This window comes from Botrimarina mediterranea (genome assembly GCF_007753265.1).
GTDB classification, from domain to species: domain Bacteria; phylum Planctomycetota; class Planctomycetia; order Pirellulales; family Lacipirellulaceae; genus Botrimarina; species Botrimarina mediterranea.
In genome coordinates, this window is record NZ_CP036349.1 from 553,729 (window position 1) to 573,306 (window position 19,578).

Here is a 19,578-nt window from a genome sequence, read left to right on the forward strand (position 1 = left end):
GCACACAACCCGGGCGACTAGCAAAACCGGCAACCGCTTCACGCCGTTTGCTAGCCCGTCGTGGCGCATCCGGCAAAGCTTGCCCGGGCGCTGCTAGCAACGCCCCAACGCTGCCAGCAGCGACAGCTCAGAAGAGCCGCTTCTGCGGTTCGGGCGCCAGCGGTTCGGCGTTCCAACCGCGGGTGCGCAGCTCGTCGACAAACGACCGCGGCCCGTGCGTGCAGAGCACGCGCGAGGGTTCGACGCGTTCGACGAATTCGATCAGTTGGTCGAAGTCGGCGTGGTCTGAGAGCGGGAGGGCGTGGTCCACGTTCAGGCGATAAGGGGCGTTCGGCGCCGCGGCCCAGCCCGTGACGGCGATCGACGTGACCGCCCCGAGTCCCGGCAATCGGTAAGCCTTCATCCCTTGAGGCAGCGTGACCACGGCGTGGCCGGCGAGCGGCCGGGCGCCGTTGCGGACCTCGTAGCAGGTCACGTCGGCGTCGCCGGTTGCTAGCGTCACGCCACAGGCCTCGTAGACGCGGCTCATCTTCCAGACCACCGGGTGCTGCATCACGGGGACGCCGTGCTGGGTGAGCAGCTTAGTGACCTCTTGGCTCTTGCCGAGGGCGTAAGCGTGGATGACGGGAGTGCGCCCGTCGGCGAAGGCGCCGTGGACCGTTTCGAGCAGTTGCTGGATGACCACGCTGCGTGGCGGCAGGCGGTAGTCGGGCCGGCCGAAGGTCGACTCCATCACCAGCCAGTCGGCGTGGCGGGGCTCGCAGGGGGCGGCCGTGGCCGACTCGCCGAGCTTGAAGTCGCCCGTGTAGAGCAGCGACCGCTCGCCGTCGTCCGCCAGCAGCATCGCCGACCCGAGGCAGTGGCCCGCCCCCAATGCCGTCAGCCGCAGCGGCCCGAAGTCGATCGCCTCGCCCAGCCGCATCTCCCGAACCGCCCGCCGCCCCATCCGGGCCTGGTACAGCCGGCCGGTCTCGGGCGTGCAGAGCGCCAGCTCGTGCCGGGCCATATGGTCGGCATGGGCATGCGACACAAACGACCGCGCCTGACGACGGCGAACGTCGAGCCAGAGGCGCGCCCCGGTGAGAAGCAGTCCGTCTTCGTAAGCAAACAATGTCGCGAAAGGGGGAAAGTGGAAAGGGGAATGCGGAAAGCTTCGCAGCCGAGCATAATACGGCCCCGCCTAATCGGCGCCCCCCGCTTGCGTCGTTCCCCTTTCAACTTTCCGCTTTCCCCTTTTCCCGCATGGGTTGGACCGAAATCCTCCTGCTCGCCATCGTCCAAGGTCTCACGGAGTTCTTGCCGGTGAGTTCGTCGGGCCACTTGGTGGTCGGCAACGCGCTGCTGGGCGCCCTCGGTTATCCGCTGGCGAAGGACTTGGTGGAGGTGAGCATCGCGCTGCACATGGGGACGCTGGCGAGCGTGCTGGTGTACTACCGCCGCGAAATCGCGCGGATGCTCGGAACGGATCGGCGAGTGATCCCGCTCTTGATCTTGGCGACGATCCCCGCAGCGATCGTTGGCGTCGGCATCAAGAAGGGGCTCCCCGAAACGGTGCAAACACAGGTGCTCGACAACATCGTGCTGGTGGGCTTCATGCTGCCGGTGACCGCGATGATCCTCGTCGCCGCCTCGCGCCGTATGGCGGGAACGACCGAGTACCCGCAAATGAGTTGGGGCCAAGCGCTCGCGATCGGCGTGGCGCAGTCGTTTGCGATCCTGCCAGGCGTCAGCCGGAGTGGTTCGACGATCGCGGCGGGCCTCGGCGCCGGGCTGACGCGCGAGAGCGCTTCGACGTTCGCCTTCTTGATGGCGATCCCCGCGATTCTCGGCGCCGGCGTGCTGGAGATGCTCGACGTGCTTAAGGAGGGGACAACGGGCACGCCTGTCGCGCGGCTCGCGGTGGGGTTTGTGGTCTCGTTCGTCGTCGGACTGGCGGCGCTCGCGCTGCTGATACAGTTCGTGAAACGCGGCAGGCTCGCCGTCTTCGCTTGGTACCTCGTCCCGCTGGGGATCGCGGTGCTCGTGTGGCAGCTGGGTCTTGTGTCGCAATGGGGCTTCGCCGGCGAGGTGGCGACGGGAGGATGAACAGCGCAAGCGACAACACGGCGGGTGACAGGGCGGGGAGCGACTGGCCCGACTACGAGCTGGTGGACTTCGGCGCCGGCCGGCGATTGGAGCGCTTTGGCGAATGGCTGCTCGACCGCCCCTGCCCTGCCGCGATCGACGGCGCCAAGCAAACGCCCGCCGCGTGGCGCGACGCGATCGCGCGATACGACGGCGCCCGCGCGACCGACGGCGATTGGACACCCAAGCCGAAGAAGTGGGCAAACGATGCGGCAATCAGCGTCCCGCTCGGCGGTGACCGGGAGTTCACGCTCGGTCTAACGCCCACACCCGCGGGGCAGATCGGCGTCTTTCCTGAGCAACTGGTGAACTGGCGCTGGATCGCGGAGCGAACCGCAAGGCTCGCCGCTCTGCGGCCTAGCGACCCACCAAGGGTGCTGAATCTCTTCGCCTACACCGGCGGGAGCACGCTCGCCGCCGCGGTCGCCGGCGCCGCGGTGACGCACGTCGACGCGTCAAAGCCTTCCGTCGAACTCGCCAAGCAAAACGCCGAGCGTTCGGGCCTCGCCGACGCGCCGGTGCGGTGGATCGTCGAGGACGTGCTGCGTTACTGTCAGCGCGAAGTGAAACGCGGCTCGCGCTACGACGCGGTGATCCTCGACCCACCAACCTACGGCCACGGCCCCAAGGGCGAAGCGTGGCGCCTCGGGCGCGACCTGCCTGTGCTGCTCGAACTCTGCGCGACGCTCGTCGACCGCGCCCCGCAGTTCTTCCTGGCGACGTGTCACACGCCCGGCGTCGGCCCCGCGGAACTGTCGGCGTACCTCTCCGACGCGGTCGTCGGCCACTGCGGCCAACCCCCGGCGAGCGGCCGCTTGTGGCTGGCCACTCCGACGGGCCGGCGCCTGGAGAGCGGCGTGTGGGCCCGCTGGCCTCGGTAGGGCGGTATACTCTTTCGATGACACCGAGGGATAACTCATGATGGTTCTAGAAGTAACAATCATCGAAGGCAACCCGGCGTTAGTTCTTCCAACGGAACTTGCTGATCGATTGGGATTGGTTGAAGGAAGCCAAGTCGAAATCGACGATGCGAACTTTCGACCGATTGCCGAGCACGAGCGGCAAATGCAGGTCGCTAGAAGTATCATGCGTGAAGACAGTGAGGCTCTGCGCGATCTCGCAAAGTAGAACCGATGTCAGATACGACTGTTGACGAAGCCCCCAAACGCCGTCGCTGGCTGCGCATTCTGCTGATCGCCGCCGTGGCGTTTGTGCCGCTGCATCTCTTGGCCGACATGGTCTACACGGCCTATGTCGCGTGCGCTATCGATGCATGGGAAGAGACGATCACCCGCGACTTGAACGGCGTCATTGAAGGCTGCGACACCTTCGACGTGCCGCCCAGCGGTGATGCCGATACCGACACGGCGATCCTGCTCGTGCATGGGCTCGGCGCTTCACCGCAACATTACGAGTTCATCGCTGAGGACCTCGCCGAGCGCGGCTACCACTGCCGGTCCGTGCGGCTGCCGGGGTTTGCCGAGCCGGTGGCGAAGTACCGCGAATCGACGTCAAAGGCATGGCTTGAGAAGGTGCGGAGTGAGCTGGCGTCGCTGCGGAAGGAGCACGACCGCGTCGGCGTCGTCGGCCATTCGCTTGGCGGCGCGGTGACGATCGGCGTGTTGCTCGACGACCCGCAAGCGGCCGACTTCGCGGTGCTGCTGGCGCCGGCGGTGGAAGTTTCCGACGCGCGCAGCCCGGTCCTCTCGGCCCGTACGTGGCACGAGGTCTCCGAACGCTCGCTCGTGTTCGTCAACGTGCTGAGCTCGCCCTACCCGCTCGATTGCCGCGACCCGGAGCGGTCGGACCACCCGGGCCGGACGCCGTTCACGCCAAAGGCGATCGTCGATCAACTCTTCAAGCTGATGGACCGCAACCGCGGCCGCGCGGAAGAGATCACCGTGCCGACGACGGTCGTGGTCGCCATCGACGACCCAATCGTCGATACGCCTGCGGCCGAGCGGTTCTACGAGCACCTGGGATCAACCGACAAAGACCTCGTGCGACTCGACAACAGCGGCCACGAAGTGACCCTCGACTGGCAATGGGAAGAAGTCGCAAACGCGATCGCGCAGCGAGCGAGTGCTGGCGAGCCGGCGACGTCAGTCGTCGGTGGAACCCCAGAGTAATCCCACTCGCGGCGCAACACCCCCGATTAACATCGGGGGCTCACGGTCACTCGGTGACGCTACGCTGAATCCGCGTGCTGAGCTTCGCCGTTTTCGGGCTTCGATGGCGCCGCTTTCGCCACCGAGCGGTCGAACTTCGCGAAGACCATCCGCCCCGCGTTGGTTTGCAGGACGCTCGTGACGAGCGCCGTCACTTGTTCGCCGAGGTGTTGGCGGCCGTTCTCGATGACGACCATCGTGCCGTCTTCGAGGTAGCCGACGCCCTGGTGCGTCTCTTCGCCCGGCTTCATGACGCGCACCGTGACCTCTTCGCCCGGCAGGAAGATCGGCTTGAGGGAGTTCGCCAACTCGTTAAGATTCACGACGCCGACGTTCTGGACCTTCGCCACCTTGTTGAGGTTGAAGTCGTTGGTGACAACCTTGCCGTCGAGGTGCTTGGCGAGCAGCACCAGCTTCTGGTCCACCGGCTGCCCCTCGAACTCGGGCAGATCGCGGTCGAAGATCACCATGTCGATTTGCTTGTCGCTCCGCAGGCGGTTGAGCACGTCGAGGCCGCGGCGGCCGCGGTTGCGGCGGAGCTTGTCGCTGCTGTCGGCGATGGTCTGCAACTCGGCGATGACGAACTGCGGCATCACCAGCTGCGACTCGAGGACGCGCGTCTCGACCACGTCGGCGATGCGGCCGTCGATGATCACGCTCGTGTCGAGAATCAGCGGCGTGTTGCCCTTCGCCTTGCGCTGGAACTCGACGTAGGGAATGATAAAGCGGAAGTCGTCCTTCGTCTGCAGCAGGACGCTCGTGCACGTGTAGCAGAGCGCGAGACCCAGGACCATCGGCACGTAGGTCGCGAGCAGCGTCCCCTCCTCGGGGAGGACCGGCGTTAGTGCGAGCTTGACGATGTACGTCAGGAACAGGCCGATGATCAGGCCGAAGTAGACGGCCGTGATAACCTCGATACGCTTGCGGCGGATGAGGACGTCGATCACCAGCACGGCGACGGCGACCACCACCACCAAGCCGAACGCCAGCGGCGGCAGGTTGGGCGGGTACTTCGGCAACAGTTCCGAGCTGGCGATCTGAATGCCGAGGCCCACCGCGACCATCAGGAAGACCAGCCTGAGGATGATCAGGGCCATCGTGGGCTTGGGTCGGTGTGAGGGTCGGGAACGGTTCGGGACTGGGTCTTTAGTCTACAGGGCCGGCGGCTCAGTTACACCGAACCCCGCCCGCCGTGAGTGGACCCGCCCCGCCCCTTTGGCCGTAGGACCGCGCCAGATGGCGCGACCGGCCCCGCTCAAGCCGGTCGCCAGGCTTCCAGGACGGCCCGGTCGGTCAGCGTCGCCACGTAGTCGCCCGCCGCCCGCGGCAGCGAGTCCTCCGCCGCGATCGCCGCGAACGGCGCCGGCAACGTCTCGGGCGCCTTCATCGAGTGAGCGAAGCAGTACTCCAACGCCGCGGTCGCCTCGGCCCGGTGACCAAGCACCGAGGGGTGCCGGTAGACCGCGCGGAAGAGGAATGACTCGAGTTCCAGCTTCTGCTCAGCCATAGCGTCCGAGTGCCGGGCGATGACGCCGGCCGCTCGCAATGTTTCGACCGAGTCGATCCCCCGTCCCTCGATCGCCTGCGTGACCATGGTAAAGAGGTCGTTCACTTGTCGATCGATTAACTCGTGCACCGTCGCGCGGCGGAGGTCGGCGTCGCTGAGCGCCGTGTAGCGCTGCCGCATCTTGTCGGCCGACTCGCGCCACAGCGTGATCGTGTCGAGCTCGCCGAGCGTGAGCAACCCGAGTTCGAGCGCGTCGTCCGCGTCGTGTGAGTCGTAAGCGATGCTGTCGGCGGCGTCCACAACCTGCACCTCAAGGAGCGGCGTCTCGGCATCAATCGGCTGGGGTTCGAGCTGCTCGATGCTCCGTGCGGGCTTCGTGGCGCGGCGGCGCTGGCCATCGAGCACCTCGGCCGTGAGGTTGAGCCCCGGGCGATCCGGGTAACGGCGTTCGAGCAGCGTGAAGAGCCGCACGGCTTGGGCGTTGTGATTGAAGCCGCCGACGCCGCGCAGCAGCTCATCGAGCACCGCCTCGCCCGCATGCCCAAACGGCGGGTGCCCCACGTCGTGCGCCAGTGCGAGCGTTTCGACGAGGTCCTCATTGATCCGCAGCGCCCGAGCGATCGTCCGTGCGACGGAAGTCACCTCTAGCGTGTGCGTCAATCGCGAGCGGTGGTAGTCGCCACGGCCTTCGCCCAACTCGCGCGTAAAGACCTGTGTCTTGTGCGACAGCCGCCGGAAGGCCGAGCTGTGCGTGATCCGATCGCGGTCGCGCTGATAAGGCGACCGGTAGGGATGGTCCTTCTCCGCCACCGCCCTACCCGCCGAGTCGGCCGCGTGCATCGCGTAAGGCGCGAGCAGCAGTCGTTCACGCTCGACGTAGTTCATCTCTTGGGGCTGGATTAAGGAAAGGAGATAGGGGGATGTTGGTGATAGAGGGGATCGCAAGCGGAGCCTTGAGCGTAGCTCTACAGGAAGGTTTGAATTGGTGGAAGCCGGGCGAGGATTGGTAGAGATGGATCGCCAACCGCGCAGCGGCTGGCGTTTTATCGCTAGTTGGCAATTGGCGCGACTAAACGCGTCAATACGGCATGAAATAGGTGTTGGCTGAATCGCCCGCCTGCGATCCCCTCTATCACCAACCTCCCCCTTATCTCCCTTTCCTAGAATCATCTCACCAAGCAGTCGCGCACGATCTCCCAGGCGGCTTCGAGGGACTGGGGGATGACGCGGACGCCGGCCAGCGTCGGCATGAAGTTGTGGTCGCCCGGCCAGCGGGGGACGAGGTGCCAGTGGAGGTGTCCGGGGACGCCGGCGCCGGCGATGGCGCCGAGGTTGAGGCCGATGTTGAAACCCTGGGCTCCAATGCCCGCTGAGAGGCTCTCCGTGAGCCGTGTGAGCGTCCGGATCGCCGCCAAGTGTTCGGCGTCGGTCAGTTCAGCAAGCGTCGCGGCGTGCCGCCTGGGGCTCACCAGCACGTGACAATTGCTGTACGGGTAGCGGTTCAAAACGGTGACGACGTGCTCGTCCCGCGCGGCGACTAGGAGCGAGCTATCGGCGGTCGCGTCGTCGTAGTTCGCAGCCGCTTGGCAGAGGAAGCAACGCTGGTCGGCGCCCGTGATCCACGACGACGGCGCCGGCGGCGCGTCGGCGGCTTCGGTCCCCTTGATGTATCCCAGCCGCCAAGGGGCCCAGAGGCGATCGTTGTCGTGCATACCGCAGTCACCTTAAGTCCATTCTGTGGGAGCGATCCGCGACTTGTGGGAGGCGTCTCCAGACGCCGATTACGCGCACCATGCCGATTCGGATTGGATGCCGTAATCGGGGTCTGGAGACCCCTCCTACAGTTGTCGGTGTTGGGTTATTTCTTCCGCAGTGTCGCGATCACTTCACGAAACCGCTTAGCTCCCGTTTCCACCGTCTTCTCCGGCCCGATCAGCTTGAAGAAATAAACGCCCTCGCCTTTCGTCTCGACGATCGCGCCGACGAGGCGGTAGTCGGGGCGCTCGACCTTGGGGCCGAATGGGCCGCGCGGGCTGTCGAGGTAGGTTCCTGAGAGATCGACCAGCGTCGCCGGCATGCCGTTGATGTCGAGCTTCTCGGTCTTCGCGGCGGAGCGGTCGGCGCCCCCTTCGGTCCCTCGGAACTGGCCGACCCAGCGGGCGATGTTTGCCTGGACGCTGCCGCCCGCCGCCATGATCGTCAGCCGCGCGGCGCCTTCCGCCTTGCCGTCCGGCGCGGGGACGGCGAGCTCATGCTCAATGATCCGATTGGCGGGCTCGACCGACTTCCACCCGGCCGGCGCTGTGAAGATGAGCGCGCCGTCAGCGAGCGCGACCTCGCGCGGCGCCTTGTCATCGGCGACCGCCACGGAAGCAACAAGGCACAGCAGGGCGACACAAGCGGTTCGGATCATCGTGATATCTCGGTGGACTAGATTGGTGAGTAACGACGGGCCTGTGGCGCCATTCTACGGGCCTGTGAAGCAGGCGGCGCAGTAGCTTCCTCGCTGCTGTTGGTCATCGTCGCGATGACCAACAGCCCGGTGAGCACCACGCACACCAACGCCAGCGCGATCGTGATGATCCGGCGGCGTTTCGCCTGCTGCCGTTTTCGTAACGTATAGGCCGTCGATGGCGGGACGGGCCGAGAGGGCTTGATGGTGGGCGTCGGCGCCGGCGTCGGCGTTTCCGCCGGGGCCGGGGACGGGGCCGGGGACTGCGACGCGGTCGGGGCGGGCGGTGGGAGCGTGGCGCCGGGAGCCGGCAACGGGGGAGGCTCCGTTGGGGCGCCGGGGAGCGGCGCCGGGAGGTCGGCGTTGGGGGCGTCGGCACGCCGCCAGTCGGGCCAGCCGGTGCGCCACACCAGCGTGTCGGGTGTCACCCGGCCGGCGGCGATCCACTGGGCGAAGACCGCCGGCACGGTGGGGCCGTACTGCTCGCCGCCGGCACGGGCCATCCGCCACTCGACGGCGGGCTCGCTAGCGACCCCCGCGGGAGGGGGTGAGGTGGGCTGGGCCGGAACCGGCTCGGGGGGCGGCCCCCCCTCGGTCGGTGGGGCCGGCGGCGCCGGCACGTCGAAGTCCGCCCCGCAGGTGGGGCACTTCCCCCGTTTGCCCGCCAGCTTGTCTTTGACCCGTAGGGAGTGACCGTTGGGGCAGGCGCAAAGGATTGGCATAGCGTTGCGGCAGAATAGGGGCGTCGGTAGCTGTAGGTTATGTCGCTGGGGCGGTTTGTGCCGCCCCCGCTGTCGATTTTGCCGCCGGAAACCCCCGTACAAAACTATCGCTTTTCAAGGTTCTTCCCTAGACTGCTACTTGCGCTACAGTCTCCCACCCCCCGGCGGCAACGGCGCCAAAGGGCTCGCTGTGGCGGCCTCGTCACGTTTCCCATGACACCCATTTGCTGATTGGCCCGGCCCCGCCGATGGTTCGGCAAAAGCCACCCAGAGTGAGTCAACGCAACATGAGCTCTCGACCCAACGACGACTACGGCGACGACGCCCCCCTCGAAATCGCGATGGTCGGCGACCTGACCGACTCCGAGGCTGACCTCACCGACCGCCTGCTGGGCGTCGCCCCGGGCGAAGAGTGCACCATCTACTTCGACTCGCCGGGCGGCAGCCCCTACTGCGCGATGTCGCTGATGTCGCTCATCAAGCTCCGCCGCCTCAAGGCGACCGGCATCGTCACCGGTGAGTGCTCCAGCGCCACGCTCTGGCCCTTCGCCGCTTGCGAACGCCGGATCGTCACCCCCTACAGCGTGCTCTTGTTCCACCCCATGCGGTGGCAGAGCGAAGAGAACGTCGGCCTCGCCGAGGCAGCCGAGTGGGCCCGCCACTTCGGCGACCTCGAACAACAGATGGACGAACTGCTCGCCCAGATGTTCGGCGTCGATAAGAAACTGATGGACGAGTGGATCAACCCCGGCAAGTACGTGACGGGCCGTGAGATCGCCGAAGCGGGGATCGCCGAGATCGTCGAGTTCTCCGACTTGGCGAAGCTCTGCCCGACCGGCGGCCCCGACCTCCGCGTCGCCGACGCCGCGGCTGCCGCCCGGCAAAAGAGCCGGCGCCCCGCCGCCCGCCGCGGCAACTAAGCGTCGCGGCGCCGAGCGGCAGCGTCACGAGCACAGGAAGGCTCCTCCGATGCGCGCGAAACATCGCCCCTTGCTCGCTGCCCTCTGGGTGGCCGCGATCGCCGGCTGCGGCGGCCCGACCTTCGAAGAACGAGTCCGCGCCATCGCGACCCCCAACGGCGCGCTCAACTCCGCCGACCCCGAGCTCCCCAAGCTCATCCGCGCGGTCGAACAGCAACGCGGTCTGCCGTTGCAACTCTCCGGGACGGTCGCCACTTCCGGCGAGATCAACACGGCCAAGGCGCTGGCGGCGATCTACAACCCCGCGCTTCACGTGAAGTTGGCGCCGACGGTTGCCGAGTTGCTGCTCCCCACGGCCGCGCCGAAGGAACGCCACAAGTTCCTCGAAGAGCACCGGCAGCTGGTTAAGCGCACCGCCGACGCGGCCGACCTGCCCCGCTGTGTTTTCGAGATCGGTCACGAGCTGGGCTTCTTTGCGTCGATGTACTATCTCGACGACGCCTCGATGGCGGTGCGGCTGCTGTTGCTGCGATCGCTCGACGCCGCGGCGAAGAAAGACCGACCCGCGGCGCTCGCCGACGTGCTCCGCGCGCTGCGCGTCAGCCACGCGTTGTCGCGCGAACGCCGCGTCGAAGCCCGCGTGCTGGCCGCTTCGCTGCGTTACGAGTCGCTCGACTTGACGACCGAGTACTTCAGCACGGGCCTCTGGCGCCGCCACGAGGCCGACCAGCTGTACGGCGCGCTCCGTGAGCAGCTGACCGACTGGCCCGCCGACTCCAGGATGCTCATCGGCGAACGGGCGACCGTGATCCACGCCTACGAGGCGCTCCGCGCAGGGATGCTGCAACGCATCGTGACGCTCGAAGAACGCCGCCGGCTTGGCGATCGCATCAAGGCGTTGGAATCGGCGACGCGCGCCGAGCTGGACGCCGACGAGGCCCGCTACCTGCGGGCCATGCAGCGCTTGATCATTGCGTCCGAGTCGCCTTACCCACGCCGCGCGGCGGACATCGGCGCCGCGATGACGGAGATCAACTCGACGCCCACGCTCTTCGCCGCCACGCTGTTCGCGAAGGATTTGCCGGCCGCAATCGAAACCGCGGCGCTCGACCGAGCGACCGTCGAGGCGTGGACGCTCGCGCTAGCCGCCGCCGCCGAGCTCATCCCCCCGCCGTTTGGAGAGAGCCCGCTCACGGGCAAGCCGTTCGATGTCGACCAGGGCGCCGAGCGCATCACGGTGTACGACGGCAAAGAAGCGCTCGTGAGTCTGCCGCTCTTATTGCAGTAGGGTCCGCTGGCGGACCCTACAAAGGGAGCCCTATAGCGTACTTTATTTTGCTGTAGCGTCTCGCGCAGAGACGCAGAGACGCCGAGGGTAGGCAGCGAAGACTCACGCCAAGCCGCCAAGGCGCAAAGACAAGGTCGTTGAGAAATGAGCGTAGCCGCTAACGATCGCACAGCAACGCGTTCTTTGCGGCTTGACGCCTTTGCGTGAGTCTTGGAGGCATCCAACTCTGCGTCTCTGCGTCTCTGCGCGAGACTTCCCCACGTTGCTCCGTGGATCCGAGCGAGGCTAGAAACGCTACGGCCAAGTGAAGCACGCTCTAGCGTTCTGAATCGCCGGCGTTCTCTGGCTCGCTTTGCGCGTCATACGCCGCGCCGAGAACACACGCTTCGATGCGGCCCTCGGCGTCGATGACGATCGTGCAAGGGAGCCCTGGCAGTCGGAATTGCTTCGACGCTTCGTAACCACCCCACACAAACTCGCCCCCAGTCCAGCCTCGCGATTCGACGGTCTTGCGGGCGGTTTCGATCTTGTCGTCAATGCTCACCAAGAGGACACGAGCAGCGACCGCATGCTCCTCAGGAACGTCTGACGGTGATCCATAGGCGTCATCGATACCACGGAGGCAGGGGCGGCATCCGGTTGACCAGAACTTGAGAACCACCATTGTTCCGTCGAGAGAGGCGAGCGAAAGTGTTGCGTCGGATTCAAGATTCCTAAACTCAACTAGTGGCGGCGCTTCAGCACCTACCGGCAGCGGGTCTTGGCCGAGTACGAGCAGTTCTTCGATACTGCCACGGACAAGGCGGATCACACGCTCCGTCTCACCGTTGACGGAAATAACCGTGAGACGAATCTCCGTACCGACGCGACCACGGATGAGTGATGACATGTCGCCCAAATCCTTGCCTGCTAGACCTACAGGCGTCGCCTCTCCTTCGGCGATAGCGACAATTTCGTCGCCGGCTTGCAAGGACCCTTCCTCAGACGCCGGCGTATTCGGCAACACACGGACGACGAAACCCTTCCCTGCTTTCTCCCGAAGATGCACTCCGATCCCCGCGACTTCGGGCTGATCGGGCGACTTTGCCATCAACGTATCCGCGGTCGTTGGGGTCGCGGTTACTTCACCACCGAACGCGATGACGGCTGCGATGAGAGATTCGTTTCCAAGCATGTAACGGCTCCTGGGTGCGTCATTCCATGGCGCCCGCTGTGCAGACCGTTCGTTGGAATCGCCGTGACGAGTTGGGTGGAGGTGCGAGCCGTCAACCACGGTCCGCCAAGCGGGCCCTACGTTGTCAGCGGCGGCGGGTCGTCGGCGAGGTCCGCTAGCGCCGCGGCGATCGTTTCGTCGCTCGCTTGGCCGGGCAGCACGATCGCGGCGAGGCGGATGCGGCGGATGACGCCCTTCTCGAGGAATGGCGGCGAGACGCGCAGGCGGCAGGCGTCGTCGCTGGTGTCGAGCACGCATTCCTCGGCGTCGCTCGGGTGGGGCGTGACGAGGATCGTTACGCCGTCGGCCAGATCGAGCCGGCAGACGTCTTCTTTCCAAAGCCGCGCCGTCGCGGTGGGGACGCTCGTCTGCACGGACAGATCGGGGCGCGTGTCGAGCAGGTCGGTTTGCAGTGAGACGCTCAGTGTCGCGGCCACCGCGCCGTCGGCGAGCGGCTTGGCCGACCAATACAGCTGGGTGCGGAACGGGAACGCCTCGGTCTCGGCGTGCGTCGTCACGTGGTCGGCGCCGCGGACATACGACTCATATGCCGGCGGCAGGGGGCCGGCGGGCGTCTCGACGGTCAGCAGCTTGGCGAGCAGCGGCGTGTCGTTAAACGCCAAAGCTTCTAGCCCCGCCACGCCGTCCGACGACAGGACGCCGTGCAAGGCGCCACACCGGAGTTCAACCCGTTCGCCGGCCTGTCGGGCGTCGCCGAGGCACCAGATCGCTTCACTAGTTTTCGTTCCGTCGCTCATCACGTCCTCTCTCGCACCGTGGAATCAACAAGCAGCATCCTAGCAGCATTTCGCGCGTCGACGACTTGGAGAACCGTGCCGAGGGGAAGGAGATCGGGGGGATGGAGGCGAGCCGGGAGCGTCACACGATTATGCAACGGCTAACGCTTCTTCGATTGAACTACCGACCCCACTTCTCACTGCTAGCCCTTGAATGATCCTGGTGAGCGACCGGAGTGAAGCGGATTCAAATGATCTCTGCCGTGTGCCTGCCGCACTCCGGTCGCTCACGTTCCCGGCTCGCCTAGACACGGGGTGGGTGGGGGTATCTCTACGGCTCGCGCTACCCTTCGCTCGAAGCATCGCTTGCGATCCCCCCGATCACCAAACATCCCCCTATCTCCTTCTCCTGAACTCCGCTTCCTAACGGGCGCGGCTCAACAGGGGCGCAGCTGGAATCAATGAAGTCCGCTGCGGGGGTCTCGCAAGATGGCGTGAGACCAATAAAAAACCCCGCCGCACACCCGAGGGTGCAACGACGGGGCCGGAACAGAGAAGAGGCCGTCGCTATCGGAACCGGGGATGATCAGGATTAGGCAATCGCCTCCCGCTGATGGGCGGGAATAATCCTCAGCCACGACTCTCCTGTAACCACACGTAATCCTAACAAAGCCGCAACCCGTGTCCAGCTTTTTGTCACGCGCCGGGACGAAAAGCTGCGAAATGTCTGGAGAGAGACTCAGACTAGGCAAAAGGGTCGGGCAACCGCCGGGTTGACCTCGCCGCCAGGGCCGCGAAGCTGGGCTATTACTAGGCTTCCGCCGCTGACGCCCCGCTTTCGTCGCCGACGCCCCGTCGCCAACCCGGTCCGACATGTCCGAGACGCCCGCTCCCTACGATCCCGCCGCCCTCCGCTTGCTGGCGATGGAGGCGGCCCTTGCCGGCGGCCGGACACTGCTGGCGTGGCGGGACAAGTTCACAACCCGGGAGAAAGGCCCGGCCGACCTAGTGACCGACGCCGACATCGCCGCTCAGCGGGCGGTGCGTGAGGTGCTGCTCGGCGCCAGGCCCGACGACGCGTTCGTCGGCGAGGAGAGCCCCGCCGGCGCGCCAGAAGACCGTGGGGGCCGCGTCTGCTGGATTGTCGATCCGCTCGACGGCACGACGAACTATGTCCACGGCTTCCCGATGTTCGCCACCAGCGTCGGCGTGGTCTTCGATGGCGAACTGGTCGCTGGGGCGATCTACGACCCGGTGAGCGACGAGATGTTCTCCGCGGCGAAGGGCGGCGGGGCGTTCCTCGGCGAGGCGCCGATCCACGTCACCGAGGCGGCGGAGCTGGGCGAGTCACTCGTCGCGGTGAGCCTGCCGCCACGGGTCGATATCGATTCGCCCGACCTGCGGGCGTTCGTCGCGGTGGTCGAAGCGAGCCGGGCGGTGCGTCGGACGGGTTCCGCGGCGCTGAACCTGGCGTATGTCGCCGCCGGCAGGCTCGACGCCCACTGGGCATTCTCGATCTACCCGTGGGACGCCGCCGCCGGGGTGTTGATCTGCCAAGAGGCGGGCGCCGTCGTCACCGACTGCGCGGGCCAACCCTTCGACGTTTGGAAAGCCGACTACCTCGTCGCCGCGACGAACTCGCTGCACCGCGACGTGCTCCAGCGGCTGCGGTAGACGGTTGGTGGGGTCCGCTGGTCGGACCGCCCGGCAGATTCTCCGTGGCGGATCGGCTGAACACTCCAAACCGCCAACCATGGTCCGCACAGCGGACCCTGCAAAACGTTGGGCTTTTGGCGACACCCCCTGAGACGATCCAGAAGGCCGTTTACAGCATCCCTACCCCTAGGTGGGCAAAAGTATCAAAGGCGGCGCAAGACGCGTCACAAGGGCCCTCTACGGCCGCCTAAACGCATGTCCACGGCGTCGTCACCCGGTCACCTTCAGAGAACGTCTGAGCCGCGGGCGGAAGCCCTCGGTGTGGCGCGGGGGCCCGCTTCCCTTCAATGGGCTCGCGCCCACGGCTCCGACCGCCGCTGAGGGTCGCGTCTCCTGAGCGGGATACGACTCAGTGCAGGCCATCGCGGGCGAAGGTCGTAGGCACGATGTCCTCGACGATCCGGCCTAGCTCGTCCTGCGTGCGACGCTGGCCGACCGAGTGCCAGGCGCCGACGTCCTGCAGCTCGGGCATGATCTCAACGACCTGCTGCTCAAGCATCTCCGCCATCCGCGACACGGCCGGCGAAGCCTTCAACTCGCCCAATGCCTTGACGGTCTTCATCAGCCGCAGCCACTTCGCCCGCTTCAGGATGGGCTCGCTCAGCGGGGCGTTGTTGTCCACCAGCAGGTCGACCAGCGGCACTTCCAGCGCCTTCTGCCAGCGGGCCAGGTCGCTGAGCGTGAGGTTCGTGTCGGGTCGCTCTTCGCGGCGGACCTGTTCCATCGGCACGCCCATCCGCCGGGCCGCGCTGCGGACCGAGACGCCCTGTTGCTGCCGCACCTCGGCGATGCGGTGACAGCGAACGGGCCGCTTGGGAGCCCCATTGCGCTCCTGTCGGCGGGGCAGAGCGCCGCCGCTGGTGGGTCCGGGGCAGAAGTGCGTGTTCATCACGAAGTCGTCGGCAACGCTCATCGTATGCCTCCTTCCTCTTCCGGTTCCGCGCTCTTGAGAGAAGGTCTTGAAGCAGGGCCCGCGGAATGGCCAAGCTTCTCGCCAGTGCGATTGAATCGTAGGGTCGCACCGACCGTCGTCAACACCGTAAGTCGTTACAGAAAAACATCTTACGGATGCAATAATTTCCGCTAGGCAGAATGCGACAAGGCGCCCAGTTACCCCTGTGCTACAAACCGCGGGGGTGTGCCGTATCGCTACGCGCAGGTGTATGAAAAGAGCGCGGTAAAATTTTCGTCAACAATTTTACCGAAGAGAGACTCTCGCCCCCGCGCAGCCCTGTCTCGACGTCACGACGGCGGTCAGCGACCCGAGTCACCATTGAGCCGCGCCCGTCAGGAAGCAGAGCCGAACAAACCGGACGCTAAGGCGTGCCGGCTGATTCCTGTCGCCTAGCCCCGTATCAGCCGCGGGGCTTTAGCCCCCGGTTCAGCGGCGTCAATCGCTCTCAATCGCCACGTAACGCGACTCACTCACCCAGGGCGAAGTCGGCGAGTGAGCCCAGCACGTTGGCCCGGGGGAGCGGCGGGATGATCCCCACGCCACGCTTCGCCGGCCGTGGCGACGAGGCGTCGTCTGCGCGGAGATTGGCGTCCCGTTGAGCGGCCTCGGCCGTGGCGGCGGGAGCGGGCGTCGCCGCGGGCTCGCTGTTCTCGCTACGCTGGAAGCCCCACAGGCGGCGGTGGGCCGCTTCCATCGCGGGCTGCGTCATCGACGGCCGGCGGAGGTCGGCGAACGACACGCCATCGCGTCCGCCCTCGGCGCTACGCACGGCGCCGAGCACCTGCTGTTGCCGCCAGATCAGCCGCAGTTGATTGGGGTTCACCCGCGACGATCCGTCGTGGACGATCACCACGTCCGAGCGGATGCTGGCCCGCACCTCACGCAGCGTCTCTTGCAGCGACTGCCGCCGCGAACGCCGCAGCACCCGCACCTGTCGGTACTCACGAGACATCTCCGAGGCGGTCTCGAACGAGTCGTCCGTCGAGGCGTCATCGACCACGAGGACCTCGACGTCGGAGGTCAACTCGGCGGCCGCGTCGAGCACGTCGAGGATATCGCGACGGAGCGAACGCTCCGCGTTATGGACCGGCAGGACGACGGTAAGGGAGGACTGCACGTCGCGGGCTCCGACGAAAGGACAGGGAGGATTGCTAGCATGGTTGATCGGCGCACCCCGTGGACAATTTCGAATCAACCCGCGAGTCTTCCGGTTACGCCTGCCCGCGCCGGTGGCGGCGGCTAGCCGGATTGGTCCGGCAGCGCCTATCGCGCGGGCCGCAGGCGCCTCACAGCCCTCCCGAGCCGCCCTGCAACGCTTCCGAGACGATGCCCGAGCCCGAACAACCGACCGAACCCGCGTTCGCCGATGACCAGACGCTGCTCCCGGCGATCGCCCAGGACGCCGCGACAGGCCGCGTGCTGATGCTCGCCTACATGAACCGCGAGGCGTATCAAGAGACGCTCCGCACGGGCCGGGCGGTCTACTACAGCCGCAGCCGCCAGGGCCTGTGGCGGAAGGGCGACACCAGCGGCCACCACCAGCAGGTCCGCCGCCTCCTGGTGGATTGCGACCGCGACACGATCCTCCTGGAGGTGGATCAACTCGGCCCGGGGGCTTGCCACAACGGCTACGAAAGCTGCTTCTATCGCGAAGCAACGGCCGAAGGCCTGCGCGTCGTCGCGGAGCGGACGTTTGATCCGGAAGTGACGTACGGGTGAGCAGGGGTCAGTAGTCAGTAATCAGGAAGCGAGAGTTTAGGCGAGCCGTGAGCGTCAGCGACCGGAGGTGAAGTTGGTACCCGCCACAACTCCGGTCGCTGACGCTCACGGCTCGCCACTCTACTGACTAGTGACTGCCCGCCCTGCGATCACTTATTCGCTGCCGTAACGCTCCCACCACCCACCGACTTCCCACCAAGAGGGCCCCACCCATGTCCATCGAATCGCGTCTCAACGAACTCGGCATCGTCCTCCCTGAAGCGCCGCAGGTGCTGGGTCTCTATAAGACCGTGCTTGTGGTGGACGGACTTGCCTACACCTCAGGCCATGGGCCGCTGCAAGCGGAGGGGGGCTTTGTGTGTGGCAAGCTCGGCGTGGACCTGGACGCCGACGCCGGCGCTGCGGCGGCGCGGCTGGTGGGCATCGCGATGCTCGCTTCGCTGAAGGCGGAGCTAGGGAGCCTCGACCGTATCGAGCGTCTCGTGCGGACGCTGGGCCTCGTGAACTCGGCGCCCGACTTCACCGCGCACCCGGCGGTCATCAACGGCTTCAGCGAGTTGATGAAGCAAGTCTTCGGCGACGACGCGGGCGTCGGCGCGCGGAGCGCGTTCGGCGCCGGGGCGTTGCCTGCGGGATGGGCCGTTGAGGTCGAGGCCGTGTTCCAACTGAAGAAGTGAGCCATTCGTCGGCTCGACTTCGCATTGAACCCCCGGTCATTGCCTTTAGCCCCCGGTCATTGACCGGGGGCTAAGTGAGCGGCTTCAACGTTCAAGCCTTCGACAACGCCAGCGTCCGCGGCTCGACGGCGACCTTCGCGCGGGGCGTCTCGGTGGGGAACGCGCCGTCGTGATGGAACGTCTTGTTGCCACCGGTGCGGGTTGATTCGCCGAGGGCCTCGTCGAGGTAACGCATCACCTGGTCGCGGTCGTGGCCCTTGCGGGCGTCGGCGAACGCGCAGGTGACTGTCGCGCGGACCTCTTGTTCGCCGAACGCGAACGTGGTGGCCTCAACCTGTTGGCGCAGCTGCTCGACTCGCTCGAGCGCTTGGTCGTAGACATCCCCTTCGAGGAGCATCATCGCCGGATGGCCGGGGACAAAGGTTTGGCCCGGGTCCAAGAGCTCCTTGGCGATAGCGCCGATTGATTCTTCCAGGGCGAGCGTCAGCGCTTCGTCGGGCTCGGAGTCGGTCAGCGCATCGACCCGCACGACGGCGACGTGGCTCACCGCGTCGTCCTGCGCTTCGGCGAGCAACGATTCGAGGTGATCGAACAAGCGATCAATCTCGTCCGTGTGGGGGTCGTGATCGGCCGTCTCGCTCGTCTCGGGATCGGGGGCGTCGAGTTCGGCCGCCTCGGTGACGGTCTTCTCGGCGACGATGGCGACTTCGGAGAGCGTCTCCGACTTGTCGACGAGCTTCTGCCGTGTCTCTTCGTTCTCGAGGCCGCTTTCGATGAGGTCGTCGATCTCGTGGCTGATCGCCTCGACCTCGGTGACCCCGGTGGTGACCGCTTCTCGAGTCGCGCTGGCCGCTGTATCGCCGGCGGCTCCGAGTTCGTCGAGCTTTTTGATCGCCTCGCCGGCCTCTTCGAGGTAGTCGTGGTTCGCCTCTTGGAGTTTCGTCGCGCTCGCGCCGAACTTCTCCGGGTCTTCCTGGTTGAGTTTCAACTCGACGCTGGCGCTGTTGAGCTTCTCACGGAAGTCCCTGAGGCTCGCCATCACGTTGACGGCGCTCGAGTCGACCGCGGACGGAGCGGGCGTTGAGGCTTCTGCTGCCGGAGCTGGCGTCGGCTCGGCAACTGGAGTCGTCTCGGTGACGGGCGTTGGCGTCGCGACGGGCGACGGCGCGGCCCGGCTCAGCGGTGCGGCGTCGTCGATGTCGGCGATCACCGGCTTCTCGTCGCGTTGCGGCAAGAGCTGCATCAACGACGACAGACCGATCCCGGCGCCGAGGGCGTAGCCCACCGCGAGGTTCAGGACCGCGACGAATAGCACAAACAGCAGGATGCCCATGAGGCCTTGGCCGATAGGAGGGAGTGACGCCTCTAATCAGCGACAAG

Annotated in this window: 20 protein-coding genes; 9 read left to right on the forward strand and 11 right to left on the reverse strand. The window is 66.3% G+C overall.

Translation table 11 applies throughout. From position 1 onward, the window contains the following. Window positions 1-127: 127 nt before the first annotated feature. Window positions 128-1,111 (reverse strand): MBL fold metallo-hydrolase RNA specificity domain-containing protein, encoded by a 984-nt coding sequence (locus Spa11_RS02140; protein ID WP_145106341.1) that lies wholly within the window; start codon window positions 1,109-1,111, stop codon window positions 128-130. Between the two features lie 131 nt (window positions 1,112-1,242). On the opposite strand from Spa11_RS02140, the gene Spa11_RS02145 reads away from it, so the two are divergent. The 4 genes from Spa11_RS02145 to Spa11_RS02160 are packed head-to-tail and all read left to right on the forward strand — an operon-like array spanning window position 1,243 to window position 4,253. Further along, window positions 1,243-2,085, forward strand: coding sequence for an undecaprenyl-diphosphate phosphatase (locus Spa11_RS02145; RefSeq protein WP_197529669.1), 843 nt, complete (start codon window positions 1,243-1,245; stop codon window positions 2,083-2,085). Continuing rightward, entirely contained in the window at window positions 2,082-3,005 is a 924-nt protein-coding gene (locus Spa11_RS02150) for a class I SAM-dependent methyltransferase (protein ID WP_197529670.1), read from the forward strand. The genes Spa11_RS02145 and Spa11_RS02150 overlap by 4 nt, the downstream gene beginning before the upstream one ends. Window positions 3,006-3,042: 37 nt before the next feature. Then, window positions 3,043-3,252, forward strand: a complete 210-nt coding sequence (locus Spa11_RS02155) for an AbrB/MazE/SpoVT family DNA-binding domain-containing protein (RefSeq protein ID WP_145106357.1) — start codon at window positions 3,043-3,045, stop codon at window positions 3,250-3,252. A 5-nt stretch (window positions 3,253-3,257) separates the two neighbouring features. Beyond that, the gene (locus Spa11_RS02160) at window positions 3,258-4,253 is read left to right on the forward strand and encodes an alpha/beta hydrolase (RefSeq protein ID WP_145106363.1); all 996 of its coding nucleotides are present in this window, start codon (window positions 3,258-3,260) and stop codon (window positions 4,251-4,253) included. Between the two features lie 59 nt (window positions 4,254-4,312). On the opposite strand, the gene Spa11_RS02165 is transcribed toward Spa11_RS02160, so the two are convergent. From Spa11_RS02165 to Spa11_RS02185, 5 genes are all read right to left on the reverse strand, one after another. Beyond that, window positions 4,313-5,389, reverse strand: coding sequence for a PIN/TRAM domain-containing protein (locus Spa11_RS02165; RefSeq protein WP_145106368.1), 1,077 nt, complete (start codon window positions 5,387-5,389; stop codon window positions 4,313-4,315). 158 nt (window positions 5,390-5,547) lie between these two features. Beyond that, window positions 5,548-6,684 (reverse strand): dGTP triphosphohydrolase, encoded by a 1,137-nt coding sequence (gene dgt, locus Spa11_RS02170; protein ID WP_197529671.1) that lies wholly within the window; start codon window positions 6,682-6,684, stop codon window positions 5,548-5,550. Between the two features lie 281 nt (window positions 6,685-6,965). Then, window positions 6,966-7,511 (reverse strand): HIT family protein, encoded by a 546-nt coding sequence (locus Spa11_RS02175; protein ID WP_145106386.1) that lies wholly within the window; start codon window positions 7,509-7,511, stop codon window positions 6,966-6,968. Window positions 7,512-7,657: 146 nt separating this feature from the next. Next, window positions 7,658-8,212, reverse strand: coding sequence for a hypothetical protein (locus tag Spa11_RS02180; protein WP_145106391.1), 555 nt, complete (start codon window positions 8,210-8,212; stop codon window positions 7,658-7,660). Between the two features lie 17 nt (window positions 8,213-8,229). Next, a complete protein-coding gene (locus tag Spa11_RS02185) occupies window positions 8,230-8,973 on the reverse strand; it encodes a DUF4339 domain-containing protein (protein ID WP_145106396.1) in 744 nt (247 codons plus the stop codon). A 287-nt stretch (window positions 8,974-9,260) separates the two neighbouring features. On the opposite strand from Spa11_RS02185, the gene Spa11_RS02190 reads away from it, so the two are divergent. Together Spa11_RS02190 and Spa11_RS02195 are read left to right on the forward strand one after the other, a co-directional pair. Then, entirely contained in the window at window positions 9,261-9,893 is a 633-nt protein-coding gene (locus Spa11_RS02190; RefSeq protein WP_145106401.1) for an ATP-dependent Clp protease proteolytic subunit, read from the forward strand. Window positions 9,894-9,942: 49 nt separating this feature from the next. After that, window positions 9,943-11,181, forward strand: coding sequence for a hypothetical protein (locus Spa11_RS02195; protein WP_145106408.1), 1,239 nt, complete (start codon window positions 9,943-9,945; stop codon window positions 11,179-11,181). A gap of 316 nt (window positions 11,182-11,497) precedes the next feature. On the opposite strand, the gene Spa11_RS02200 is transcribed toward Spa11_RS02195, so the two are convergent. Together Spa11_RS02200 and Spa11_RS22705 are read right to left on the reverse strand one after the other, a co-directional pair. Beyond that, entirely contained in the window at window positions 11,498-12,355 is an 858-nt protein-coding gene (locus Spa11_RS02200) for a PDZ domain-containing protein (protein ID WP_197529672.1), read from the reverse strand. A gap of 116 nt (window positions 12,356-12,471) precedes the next feature. Further along, complete coding sequence (locus Spa11_RS22705) at window positions 12,472-13,152, reverse strand: hypothetical protein (protein WP_197529673.1); 681 nt, start codon at window positions 13,150-13,152, stop codon at window positions 12,472-12,474. Between the two features lie 852 nt (window positions 13,153-14,004). Between Spa11_RS22705 and Spa11_RS02205 the strand changes: the two genes are divergently transcribed. Next, window positions 14,005-14,805 carry an inositol monophosphatase family protein gene (locus Spa11_RS02205; RefSeq protein WP_145106422.1) on the forward strand — a complete coding sequence of 267 codons (801 nt, stop codon included), beginning with the start codon at window positions 14,005-14,007 and terminating at the stop codon, window positions 14,803-14,805. Between the two features lie 391 nt (window positions 14,806-15,196). On the opposite strand, the gene Spa11_RS02210 is transcribed toward Spa11_RS02205, so the two are convergent. After that, window positions 15,197-15,760: a helix-turn-helix domain-containing protein gene (locus tag Spa11_RS02210; RefSeq protein ID WP_145106430.1), complete on the reverse strand. Its 564-nt coding sequence runs from the start codon at window positions 15,758-15,760 to the stop codon at window positions 15,197-15,199. 508 nt (window positions 15,761-16,268) lie between these two features. Next, window positions 16,269-16,919 (reverse strand): glycosyltransferase, encoded by a 651-nt coding sequence (locus tag Spa11_RS02215; protein WP_197529674.1) that lies wholly within the window; start codon window positions 16,917-16,919, stop codon window positions 16,269-16,271. 209 nt (window positions 16,920-17,128) lie between these two features. Between Spa11_RS02215 and hisI the strand changes: the two genes are divergently transcribed. After that, window positions 17,129-17,521, forward strand: a complete 393-nt coding sequence (hisI, locus tag Spa11_RS02220; RefSeq protein ID WP_145106438.1) for a phosphoribosyl-AMP cyclohydrolase — start codon at window positions 17,129-17,131, stop codon at window positions 17,519-17,521. Window positions 17,522-17,733: 212 nt separating this feature from the next. After that, window positions 17,734-18,198 (forward strand): RidA family protein, encoded by a 465-nt coding sequence (locus Spa11_RS02225; protein ID WP_145106445.1) that lies wholly within the window; start codon window positions 17,734-17,736, stop codon window positions 18,196-18,198. Window positions 18,199-18,289: 91 nt separating this feature from the next. Here Spa11_RS02225 and Spa11_RS02230 read toward each other — a convergent pair whose 3' ends face one another. Then, the gene (locus tag Spa11_RS02230) at window positions 18,290-19,531 is read right to left on the reverse strand and encodes a hypothetical protein (RefSeq protein WP_145106448.1); all 1,242 of its coding nucleotides are present in this window, start codon (window positions 19,529-19,531) and stop codon (window positions 18,290-18,292) included. Window positions 19,532-19,578 lie beyond the last annotated feature (47 nt).